This window comes from Pseudomonadota bacterium (genome assembly GCA_039196715.1).
In the GTDB taxonomy this organism is placed as follows: domain Bacteria; phylum Pseudomonadota; class Gammaproteobacteria; order CALCKW01; family CALCKW01; genus CALCKW01.
In genome coordinates, this window is the sequence record JBCCUP010000010.1 from 45888 (window position 1) to 57374 (window position 11487).

An 11487-nucleotide genomic window follows, 5' to 3' on the forward strand; every position below is an offset into this window, starting at 1 on the left:
TAGCAGTCGACTGGGCCGCCAGCGCGCGTGGCCCGCTGTGCTCGGCGGTGCTCAGTCGCGTTCAAGCACCGTGATGCGGGTGCTGTGCTGCAGCGTGCCCGAAGCGGTGCCGAGCTCGATCCGGAGCCTGAAGGTGTCGTGGCTGTGGCCGTGGTCGGGGTGGTAGGTTGCGGGCTCCACGGTCATCGGCCCTTCTGACTCGACCCGCACCTGCGTGCCGCCGGTGCACACCGTCGCGTGCGTCGCGTCCTCGAGATGCACGTCGCAATCCGGGTGCAGAAACAGGGTGGCGGTGCACGGCTGGTCCGCCCCGCCGTGCACGGTGTCGTGCAGGGTCAGGGTGTCTGGCGTCGCCTCGAACGTGCGTTCGTGCACCGGCGCGCCCGACAGGCGGGTGTAGCCGTCGTGCGCGCCCTGCAGCGTGAAGCCGTGATCGGTCACGGTGTGACGGCATGCGGTGATGCGTGCACGGCGTCCCACGCGGAAGGATTTCCAGAACTCACTCTGGTCCTCCTCGGCGATCGAGACCGTGCTGTGCGCAGGGGTCGAGCGGGAGTAGGCGCGCATCGGCCCGTCCTGGTACTCGAACACTCCCGGGTCGGTGAACACGCGTTGTCCGGCGATGCTCCATTCGAAACTCAGGGCGTCGCCGTGGCCGTGTGCAGGCAGGAAATCCGGTGCCAGGGCTGCGCAATCGACCAACAGAAGGTCGCGCGCGTGACGCAGGCCGTAGTAGCCGCTGCTCGGCAGTGCGATCAGTGCGCTTGGCTCGATCTCTTCAGCAAACACCGCGCGCCAGGCGTTGAGCACGTCCTCGGGTTGGTAGGCGAAATACAGGCCTGCATCGTTGAACAGACTCACGCCGCCGTCGGGGTGATGAAACTCGGCCGTGACCTGCGCCATGTCGGCGAGCCGCGCGGCCAACTCGGTTTTCAGCTCGCCTTCGTGCAAGGCGGTGTAGCTCTCGAGGAAGTCCACCATGACCTGGTTGTGGTACGTCGGGCTCAGTTCGTAGTGCATGCCATCGGCCAGCACCTGTTCGTCGAGCTCCTGTTTCAGCAGCGACTCGCCCAGTGCACGCCACCGGTCCGCTTCGGGGCCATCAAAGTAGCGACTGCCCCAGAGCAAGGCCTTGACGTTCTTCAACAGGTGGTTCCCGCCCAGGTCGACCTCGAGGTTGCTCTCGAGAAAGCGCAGTTGGGCCAGCAGTGACCCGTGCACCCGCGTGCGCTGTGCCTCGTCCAGCGGCAGGCGGTCGGACGCCAGCAGCTGCATCCAGACCACGATACGCAACGAGAGGGTGTAGCTGTTCCAGGTGTCCAACCAGTAGTTCGGAACGTAGGGTTTCACCTGCTCGATCCAATCGAGCACGACGTCACGCGCCAGCGGGCCGGGCAGCGCCTCGAGGAACTCGTGGTAGTGCAGGGTCAGCAGCCAGAGCAGTTTCTTGCGGTGCAGCTCGTCCGGGCGCCAGGCGAAGGGCAGCGCAAAGGCCCGTTCGATGTTGAGAAAGCGCACGGTGACGTCGGCGTCGCCGTAGCCGACCACGTGGTGCAGTCGGTCGGGCATGATTGGCTGGACCGGGTTGGGCGACAGCGGCACGCCGCTCGGGTCGTGCCAGGCGACTGCGTTGGCACGCGCCGGCGTCATCCAGCGCACGAGCAGCTTGCGCTTGGCCGTGAGCCGCAGCCGGTGCCAGAGCTGGATGGGGCGCGTGTGCTTCACGGCGTGCCACAGCAGTCTCAGTTTCTCCAGCGTCACGGGGCTCCCCTCGGCGGTGTCGGGCAAACGGCGCTGCACCGAGCCTAGCAGCCCGGGGGCGACAGCTCGGCTGTGCGCGGTGGCCTCGCCACGACGGCTCGGGCGTCGCGGCACCCACACCCGCGTGTCGGCGCCGTGGGTGACAGCTTGAGCCCGGTGAGCGGGCCTCAGTCCGGAAACTCGCCCAGCCAATCCCTGTTCGTGAGGAAATAGTCGGTCAGGCGCGCTTCTTCGGAGCCCGCGTCGGCCTGGCGGTTGTAGCGCCAGCGCACCTCCGGCGGCATTGACATCAGGATGGACTCGGTGCGGCCGCCGGATTGCAGTCCGAACAGCGTGCCGCGGTCCCAGACCAGGTTGAACTCGACATAGCGACCGCGGCGCAGCAGCTGGAAATCACGTTCGCGCTCGCCGTAGGGTGTGTCCCGGCGACGCTCGGCGATGGGCACGTACGCGGGCAGGAAGTGGTCGCCGACCGACTGCATGAACGCAAACGCGGTGTCGAATCCCGACGCCGTGTAGTCGTCGAAGAACAACCCGCCGACGCCGCGCGGCTCATTGCGGTGCTTGAGGTGGAAGTACGCATCGCACTGCGCCTTGAGCGTCGCGTAGTCCGCATCCTCGAACGGGGCACAGGCGTTGCGTGCCGTACGGTGCCAGTGCACGCAGTCGTCGGTGAAGCCGTAGTACGGCGTGAGGTCGAAGCCCCCCCCGAACCACCACACCGGCGCGCCCTCGCGTGGGTGTGCGAGGAAAAAGCGCACATTGGCGTGGCTGGTCGGCACGTAGGGGTTTTGCGGGTGCAACACCAGGGAAACCCCCATGGCCTCGAACGGCGCACCGGCGAGCTCGGGCCGGTTGGCCGTCGCCGACGGGGGCAGGGTGTCTCCCGTGACGTGCGAGAAATTCACACCGGCCTGCTCGAACAGTGCGCCGCTGCTCAGCACGCGCGAGCGTCCGCCGCCGCCGGCGTCGCGTGCCCAGTCGTCCTCGTGGAACGGCGTCCCGTCCAGGCGAGTGAGTGTGCTGCACACCGTATCCTGCAAGCCACGCAGGTAGTCGCGCACCGCGCGTGAATCGAGGGTTTCAGACATGTGGGCATTGTACGTGTCACCAGGCGCGTCGGTGGAGGATGAGTTTTTTCCGACAACGCCGCGCGCTGATGGCATCATGCGCATCCCCCGTTGCCCCCAATCACCTGAGCGTTGCCATGGCCTCCCTGTTGCCCGATCTCGATCCCGAAGGACTCCTGGAGTACTCCGTTGTGTTTACCGACCGGTCGGTGAACCACATGTCACAGCGGTTTCAAGGGGCCATGAACGACATCCAGTCCTGGCTGGTCGAGGCCTACGCCGCTGAGACGGCGGTGCTGGTGCCCGGCGGCGGCAGTGTCGCGATGGAGTCCGTGGCACGCCAGCTCATGACCGGCAAGCGCTGCCTCGTGATCCGCAACGGCTTCTTCAGCTACCGGTGGTCTCAGATCTTCGAGATGGGCGCAATCCCCGCCAGCGAGACCGTGCTGCGCGCCCGGCAACTCGGTAACGAGCGGACCTCGCCGTTCACACCGCCGCCGATCGCTGAGGTGCTCGATCAGATCGCGCGCGAACGGCCGGACGTCGTCGTGGCCCCGCACGTGGAAACCTCCGCCGGCATGTTGTTGCCGGACGACTACCTCGAAGCGGTCGCGTCGGCGGTGCACGCGGTCGGTGGTCTCTTCGTGCTCGATTGTGTCGCCAGCGGTGCGGCGTGGGTGGACATGCGCGCGCGCGGCATCGACGTGCTGATCTCGGCGCCCCAGAAAGGCTGGACGTCCACACCGTGTGCTGGACTTGTCATGTTGGGTGAAGCGGGCGTGGCGGCAGTCGAGGCTTCCAGCAGTTCGAGCTTCGCGTTAGACCTCAAGAAATGGCTCACGATCATGCGGGCCTACACCGGCGGGGGACACGCTTACCACGCGACCCTGCCGACCGACGGTTTGATCACGCTGCGAGACGCCATGCACGAGGCACGCGCGGTGGGACTCGACGTGCTGCGCGACCGGCAATTCGCACTCGGCCGTGGCGTGCGCGACATCCTCGCGAGCCGGGGCGTCGCCAGCGTCGCGGCGCCCGGTTTCGAGGCGCCTGGGGTGGTCGTGTGCTTCACCGACCAGCCGGACTGGCACAACGGCAGCGCCTTTGCGCGCGCCGGCGTGCAGATCGCCGCCGGGGTGCCGTTGCAAGTCGGCGAGCGATCGGACTACCTGTCGTTTCGCATTGGCCTGTTCGGGCTCGACAAGCTTGTCGATGTCGACGGCGCGGTCGATCGCTTCGCGGCTGCGCTTGACCGCGTCGCCGCGTGATCTGCGAGCCGCAGCCGGTACACCGCGACGGAGGGGTGCGATGCGTTTCGCGCTGAGCTGTCTGGGCGTGTTCGCACTCACCTTGGCTGTGCTCTGGCACGTCGGGCCGCGCGAGCCCGTCGGGCTCTCGCCCGCGTTGCCCTTCGATACGCCACCGACCGACATCGAGACCTGGCTTGCCGAACAGGAAGCCGCGGTCGCCGGCATCCGCGAGGGCGTTGCGAAGGAAATCGTCTGGGCCGACCCCGCTACGCGCGCGAGGACGCCGCTGGCGATTGTCTACCTGCACGGCTACTCGGCCACGTCCGCCGAGACGCGCCCGTTTGCCGACAACCTCGCCGCCGCGCTCGGCGCGAACCTGCACTTTACCCGCCTGACCGGGCACGGACGCGACGGCGATGCGATGGCCACGGCGCGGGTGCAGGATTGGATCGACGACACCGCCGAGGCGCTGGCCGTGGGGCGCGCGATCGGCGATCGGGTGGTGGTGATCGGCACCTCGACCGGTGGCACGCTGGCGACCCTGGCGGCGGCCGATCCCGCCTTCGGGCGCATCGATGCGACGGTTCTGATCTCGCCGAACTACCGGGTCAAAGCCGCCGGTTCGGCCCTGTTGACCGCGCCGTTCGCGCGTCAGTTGGTGCCCTTGCTCGTCGGCGACACGCGCGAGTGGGCGCCGCGAAACCCCGAGCATGGTCGGTTCTGGACCACCCGCTACCCGAACGTGGCGTTGTTGCCGATGGCGGCCACGGTGCAGGCGACATCCGAGGTCGATTTTGGCGCGATCACGGTGCCGGCGTTCTTCGTCTTCAGTGACGCGGACCAGGTTGTCGACGCCAAGGTGACCCGCAGCGTCGTCGCCCGGTGGGGCGGTGAGGCCCGCGTGCACGCCGTCGATGTTCCGCCGCCGAACGACGAATACGCCCACGTGATTGCGGGTGACATCCTGAGCCCCACGTTGACCGCACCCTTGGTGGCTGCCACGCGTGCGTGGCTCGCGGACGCGTTGGATCTCTGACCGACCCGGGCTCAGCGCAAGCGGACGCCGTCGGCGAGCCGGTAAATGGCACTTGGCGCGGCGGCGCCGCCGAGCTCGCCCGCGACCACCGCGTCGACACCTTCGAGCGCATCAAGCTCGGCGTCGTCGCGGATCGCGGGTTCGCCACTGCGGTTGGCACTGGTCGACACCAGGGCATGGCCCAGCACGTCACAGAGCGCGCGGACGGTCGGGTGTGCGGACACGCGGACCGCAAGGGTGTCCCGGCCGCCGGTGACCAAACCGACAGCGGTAGGACGCGCTGGCACCACCCACGTGGTGTGGCCGGGCCACGTCGGCTCGACGAGCGCACGGGCGCGTGCGTCGAGCGGGGCAATCCACGCGTCCAGGTGTTCGGCAACACCCGCAACGAGGATCAGCCCCTTGTCCTCAGCGCGCGTTTTGGTTGCGAGGACGCGGCGCAGGGCGTCTGTGTTCGCCGGGTCACAACCGAGGCCGAAAACCGCCTCGGTGGGGTAGGCGATGACACCACTGGCACGCACGATGCGCGCCGCTTCGGCCACGTCGACGCGGGGCAGGGCGTCAGGAGCCGACATCGCCCTCGGATTTGCTCGCCGCAGCGACCTTCTTCGAAGCGACTTTCTTTGCAGCGGTTTTCTTCTTTGCCCCGGCTTTCTTCTTGGCGGTCGCCTTCTTCTTCGCCGCGGTTTTCTTCGCCGGCGCCTTGGCAGCGACCTTCTTCGCCGCGACCTTCTTGCCGCGTTTCTCCGGCGCCTCGGCGATCATCTTCTCGGCGGTGGCGAGGTCCATGGCCTTGAGGGCAACGAGGTCCTCCTTGAGCTCTTTGGGCAGCTTGGCGTTCTTCACCCCGTCACTGAGGTACGGGCCCCAGCGGCCGTTCAGCAACTGGATGTCTGTGCCCTCGAACTTCTTGATCACGCGGTTGCGGTCGGTCTCCTGCTTCTCGGCGACCAGTTCGCGGGCGCGCGCCTCGGTGATGGTGTACGGATCGTCTTCCTTGATCGAGGCGTACTTCACCTTGTCGTCGTCGCTGCAATGAAACTTCACGTACGGGCCGAAGCGGCCGATCGCCACCGAAATCTTGTCGTCGCCCTCGCCGAAGTGCCGCGGCAGGTCGAACAGCTTGAGCGCGTCCTCGAGCGTGATCGAGTCCATCTTCTGGCCGGGTTTCAGGCCAGCGAAGGTCGGCTTCTCCTCGTCGTCGCGGGTGCCGATCTGCACGAACGCGCCGTAGCGCCCAATGCGCACGCTGATCGGTTTGCCGGTCTTGGGGTCGGTGCCGAGCTCGCGCGCCTGCACCGCTTCGTCCCGTGAGACGGTCTCTTCCTTTTCGTTCACCTGCCGGATGAACGGGTGCCAGAAATCGCGCATCAGCGGCACCCAGTCCTTCTCCCCGCGCGACACCGCATCGAGCTCGTCCTCGAGGTTGGCGGTGAAGTCGTAGTCGACGTAGCGGGTGAAATGCTTGGCGAGGAACCGGTGCACGACCCGACCGACGTCGGTCGGGATGAACCGGCGGCCATCCATCTCGACGTAATCGCGGTGCTGCAAGGTGCTGATGATGGCGGCGTAGGTCGAGGGCCGGCCGATGCCGTGTTCCTCGAGCGCCTTCACCAGGCTCGCCTCCGAGTAGCGCGGTGGCGGCTCGGTGAAGTGCTGGCCGAGTTTGATGTCGTCGAGCGACACCGTCTCGCCCTCGGTCATCGGCGGCAGACGCTTTTCGTCTTCGTCGTCCGACTTGGCGTCATCGGTGCCCTCCATGTAGACCGCCATGAAACCCGGGTGGCGGATGGTGGAGCCGCTCGCGCGGAAGCTGTTCCGAGCGTCGGCCGCGAGGTCGACCGACACCTGATCGAGCGTGGCGTAAATCATCTGGCTGGCCACGGTCCGGCGCCAGATAATGGTGTAGAGCTTGAGCTGATCGGGCTGCAACACGCTCTTGAGCTCTTCGGGCGTGCGCGTCGCGTTGGTCGGCCGGATGGCCTCGTGCGCCTCCTGGGCGTTCTTGCTCTTGGTCTTGTAGACGTTCGGCGTCTCGGGCACGTTGTCGTCGCCGTAGCGCTCGGCGATGTACCCGCGGATTTCGGCCACCGCCTCGTTGGCGAGGTTCACCGAGTCGGTTCGCATGTAGGTGATCAGGCCGGTGACTTCACCGCCGATGTCGATGCCCTCGTACAGCTGCTGTGCGACGCGCATCGAGCGGCTGGCCGAGAAGCCGAGTTTGCGCACCGCCTCCTGTTGCATGGTCGAGGTGGTGAAAGGCGGCGCCGGGTTGCGCTTGCGTTGTTTCTTCTCGACCTTGGCCACGGTCAGTGTGCCGCTGGCGGCGGCGTTGATCGCATCCTTGACCGATTGGGCGCGCTCGCCATCGGTGATCGTGAACTGCTTGACGCGCTCGCCCTCGAGGGTGTGCAGGCGCGCGCCGAACGCCCCTTTTTCGTTGTGCACGGCGGCTTCGACCGACCAGTACTCCTGCGCCACGAAGGCCTCGATCTCGTCTTCGCGCTCGCAGATCATGCGCAGCGCGGGGCTCTGCACCCGACCGGCCGACAGACCGCGGCGAATCTTCTTCCACAGCAGCGGCGACAGGTTGAAACCGACCAGGTAGTCGAGCGCGCGCCGCGCCTGCTGCGCGTTGACGAGATCGAAACTGATTTCGCGCGGCTGTGCCACCGCTTCGCGCACCGCTGCTTTGGTGATCTGGTAGAACACCACGCGCTTGGGTGGCGCGATGCCCTCGAGCAGACCGCGTTCGCGCAACTCCTCGACAAGGTGCCAACTGATGGCCTCGCCTTCGCGGTCCGGGTCAGTCGCGAGCAGCAGGTGGTCGGACTTCTTCAGCAGCTTTGCGATGGCCTGGATGTGCTTTTCCTTGTCCTCGATGGTCTGGTAGCGCATGCGGAAGTCGGCGTCCGGATCCACCGCGCCTTCCTTGGGCACCAGGTCACGCACGTGGCCATAGGACGCGAGCACCTCGTAGTCGTTGCCGAGGTACTTCTTGATCGTCTTGCCCTTGGCAGGTGACTCAACGATGACGAGGCTTTTGCTCATGCTCTTTCCGGTGTGGGGCGCGGTACTCGGCCCCGGTGTAATCGTTTGTGTGCCCGGTGTATGGGGCCGTTGCAGCGCGATCCAAGGTGTTTGGCGCGGCGACAAACACGGGGCAGATGCCGGCGGAGCATACCGGTGGGAGTGCCGAGCCGTCCACGATCCCTGTGTCTGAGGCAGGTGAATCCGCGGTCTGAGTCAAGCGTCAATCGTGCCGACGGCGGCGTTTTGGCGGCTGAAGCGCCCATCTTTCTCGCGGCACACGTGCCCGCCGAGTTCGAGCAGCAGCAGCATCGATGACACGTTCGCAACCGAGTCCCCCGTGCGGGTGACCAGCGTGTCGACGCTGAGCGTGTCGTGTCCGAGGCAGTGCAACAGGTGTCGGTGCGCGTCTGGCAGCGCGGTGCCGGCCGGTTCGGCGTCCGCGTTCGAGGTGACGCGCTCGGCGTCTGCACCGGGTGTGAGGTGTCCGGAGCTGGCCGCGAGTGCCGGGCCGATGTCCTCGAGTACGTCGGCGCTGCACTCGACCAGCTTCGCACCCTCGCGAATCAAGCGGTGGCAGCCACGCGCCATCGGGTTGTGGATCGAGCCCGGGATGGCCATGACGGATCGACCCTGCTCGCCCGCCTGGCGGGCCGTGATCAGTGAGCCGCTGCGCACCGCTGCCTCGACCACCAGAACGCCCAGCGAAACCGCACTGATAAGACGGTTGCGACGCGGAAAATGGTGCGGCCTTGGCGCGGTGCCGAGTGGAAATTCGCTGATCAGCACGCCCTGTTGGGCGATGTCGTGGGCCAGTGCGCGGTTGGCTGCGGGGTACACGCGGTCGGCCCCGGTGCCGACCACGGCCAGGGTCATGCCGCCGGCGTCGAGTGCGCCCCGGTGCGCCGCGGCGTCGATGCCCGCGGCGAGGCCGCTGACCACCACGAGCCCGCGTACTGCGAGGTCTGCGGCGAACGAACGGGCGTTTTCCTCGCCGCCCCGACTCGGGTTGCGGCTGCCGACGACGGCGATCTTCGGTGGGGCGAGCAGGTCGAGGTCACCCCGTGCCCAGAGCACGAGCGGCGCGTCGTCGAGTGCGGAGAGGCCCCGTGGGTAGGCCGGGTGTTCGCAACTCAGCAGGTGGCAGTCGGACGCCTTGGCCCAGTCGGTGTCCGCCGCACACTCGGACGCGGCGAGTGCGCGCCAGGCCACGACGTCGCCCGCCGGAAACCCGGCGGCGATCAACGTGCGGTCGTCGGCCCCGGCAAGGCGGTCGAGTCCGCCGAGCTGGTGCACCAGTGCGTGTTTGTCGTGGGCACTGTGGCCCGGCAGGCGGTGCAGCGCGACAGCGGCGAGTTCAGGCGTCATGACACGAGTATACGGCCGGTCGAAGCCGCCGCCGCACGCGCTGCCCAAACGCTCACGGCCCGCGGGTGCGGGCCGTGTTGCACGCGCGATGCGGTTCGGTTCAGAAACCCTGGAACGAGTCGTACAGGTCGATCGGCATCTGCGCCTCGAGGATCATCGCGTAGCTGACCCAATCGAAGGACTGGAACACGATCGCGACACCCTTGCGCTGGCTCGGCAGAGTCACGCGGTCCGGCGTCCTAGGGTTCAGGGTCTTGTCGAGCATCTTGCGCTCGCGGCCCATGAGCTCGACCATGCTGCCGGCCTGGAGCCCGTCCTGTGCGCCGCGGTTGAACACCACAACCTGGTACTGACCCGCTTTCGAGAGCGCGTCGACCAGCGAGATGATGGTGCCTCGCATGTTGCCCTTGACCAGAATCGGCTTGAGGTCGCGGTAGGTCGCGTCCCCTTCGTACTTGGTCAGGCGGTCGCCGCGCAGCACCTCGCGGCCGGTCTTGATCAGCTGCAACGTGCTCGGGTCGCCGAAGTACTGCACCTGGGCTTCGCCGGTGTGCAGGGCCTCGTAGCCGAGGATTTCGTTGGTGTCGGGGTCGATCAACGGCTTGTTGGGACGCAGTACGTGGTAGATCGATTCCGACTCGTCGGTGATGCCGCGCACGTAGATCGAATCCGGTGCGGCACTGATCACGCGGCCCTGGGTGTTGGCCAGCACGTACGGCGCCGCGTCGAGGGTTTGCTTGCTCACCACCCGCGGCTTGGCGTCGAAGTTCTTCAGCACGTCGGCGGCGATCACCGGCACGGCCTGCTCGAGTTCGGCTTCGCGGACGCGGGGCTGCAGAATCGTCTTGCCACGCTTGCCGCGGTGTATCGACAGCACGGGTTTGCCGTCGACCATGCGCAGCCCGATCTTGTCGCCCGGGAAAATCAGGTGGGGGTCGGCAATCTGCGGGTTCTGGTGCCAGATCTCGGGCCAGGTGTAGGCGTCCTCGAGAAAATGGGCTGCGATGTCCCACAGCGTGTCGTGTTTCTGCACCGTATAGGTGTCCGGCGCGTCTTCGCGCAGCACGACCTCATCCGGGTTGCGCTTGAGTGCGGCGGTGCGCGGGACATCCGACTCCGTGGTCGGCGCGACGACGATCGCAATGTCCTCGGCGCTGGGCAGCTCCGCGATGGGCTCGTCGGCGGGGGCGGTTTCCCACAACGCGCAACCGCTGAGGCTGAACACGGCGGCAATCGAGGCGGCTGCGAGAGTGAGGCGCAGTCTGCGGCGTGTCGCGGAGACCTGCGGGTGCGTGAAAGTGGCCATGCGTCGTTTCTAATCCTGCGTGTTGGATGTATGCAGCGCCCTGTGCGCGATACAATGCACGGCTGACAGGCTGACCGTGCGGGGTCCAGGTGCGTTTGCTGCTCGAAACCCTCGCAAATGCGATGCCTGAATCGCGCGTTCCCTCAAATTGGTAGTCTCATGGCGCTTCTCGACATCCTTGTGGTTCCCGATCCGCGGTTGCGGAAAACGGCGCGGCCGGTGTCCGATGTGGATGACGTCGTCAGGCAGTTGACGGACGACATGCTCGAGACCATGTACGACGCGCCGGGCATCGGCCTGGCCGCCACCCAGGTGAACGTGCACAAACGGGTTGTGGTCATCGACCTCTCCGAAGACAAGTCTGATGCCATGGTGCTGATCAACCCCGAAATCGTCGCACGCGATGGCGAGGCGCAAATGCAGGAGGGGTGCTTGTCGATTCCGGGTATTTTCGAGGACGTCAGCCGCTCGGCGCAGGTCACGGTCAGCGCCCTGGACCGCACCGGCGCGCGCTTTGAACGCACCGCAGACGGGCTCCTCGCGGCGTGCATCCAGCACGAGATCGATCACCTCGACGGCAAGCTCTTTCTCGACTACCTCTCGCCGCTGAAGCGCAACCGCATCGTCAAGAAGATGGAAAAGCAGCAGCGCGGCGGGCGCTGAGCG

At 66.9% G+C, this 11487-nt stretch carries 9 protein-coding genes; 3 read left to right on the top strand and 6 right to left on the bottom strand.

Annotation, left to right across the window (positions count from 1 at the left end):
* Positions 1–51: 51 nt before the first annotated feature.
* Positions 52–1761, bottom strand: a complete 1710-nt coding sequence (locus AAGA11_05990) for an alginate lyase family protein (GenBank protein MEM9602391.1) — start codon at positions 1759–1761, stop codon at positions 52–54.
* A gap of 167 nt (positions 1762–1928) precedes the next feature.
* Positions 1929–2852, bottom strand: coding sequence for an oxygen-dependent coproporphyrinogen oxidase (hemF, locus tag AAGA11_05995; protein MEM9602392.1), 924 nt, complete (start codon positions 2850–2852; stop codon positions 1929–1931).
* Positions 2853–2968: 116 nt separating this feature from the next.
* Here hemF and AAGA11_06000 point away from each other — a divergent pair, with 116 nt between their 5' ends.
* Positions 2969–4099, top strand: coding sequence for an alanine--glyoxylate aminotransferase family protein (locus tag AAGA11_06000; GenBank protein ID MEM9602393.1), 1131 nt, complete (start codon positions 2969–2971; stop codon positions 4097–4099).
* Between the two features lie 40 nt (positions 4100–4139).
* Positions 4140–5117 (top strand): alpha/beta fold hydrolase, encoded by a 978-nt coding sequence (locus AAGA11_06005; GenBank protein ID MEM9602394.1) that lies wholly within the window; start codon positions 4140–4142, stop codon positions 5115–5117.
* A gap of 11 nt (positions 5118–5128) precedes the next feature.
* Here AAGA11_06005 and AAGA11_06010 read toward each other — a convergent pair whose 3' ends face one another.
* The 4 genes from AAGA11_06010 to AAGA11_06025 all read right to left on the bottom strand — a co-directional run bounded on the left by AAGA11_06010 (position 5129) and on the right by AAGA11_06025 (position 10821).
* A complete protein-coding gene (locus tag AAGA11_06010) occupies positions 5129–5692 on the bottom strand; it encodes a Sua5/YciO/YrdC/YwlC family protein (protein MEM9602395.1) in 564 nt (187 codons plus the stop codon).
* A complete protein-coding gene (locus AAGA11_06015) occupies positions 5679–8168 on the bottom strand; it encodes a DNA topoisomerase I (GenBank protein ID MEM9602396.1) in 2490 nt (829 codons plus the stop codon). Before AAGA11_06015 ends, AAGA11_06010 begins: the two co-directional genes overlap by 14 nt.
* 195 nt (positions 8169–8363) lie before the next feature.
* Entirely contained in the window at positions 8364–9515 is a 1152-nt protein-coding gene (dprA, locus tag AAGA11_06020) for a DNA-processing protein DprA (protein MEM9602397.1), read from the bottom strand.
* Between the two features lie 100 nt (positions 9516–9615).
* A complete protein-coding gene (locus tag AAGA11_06025) occupies positions 9616–10821 on the bottom strand; it encodes a LysM peptidoglycan-binding domain-containing protein (protein MEM9602398.1) in 1206 nt (401 codons plus the stop codon).
* A gap of 159 nt (positions 10822–10980) precedes the next feature.
* Here AAGA11_06025 and def point away from each other — a divergent pair, with 159 nt between their 5' ends.
* A complete protein-coding gene (gene def / locus AAGA11_06030) occupies positions 10981–11484 on the top strand; it encodes a peptide deformylase (protein MEM9602399.1) in 504 nt (167 codons plus the stop codon).
* The last annotated feature ends 3 nt before the right edge of the window (positions 11485–11487 follow it).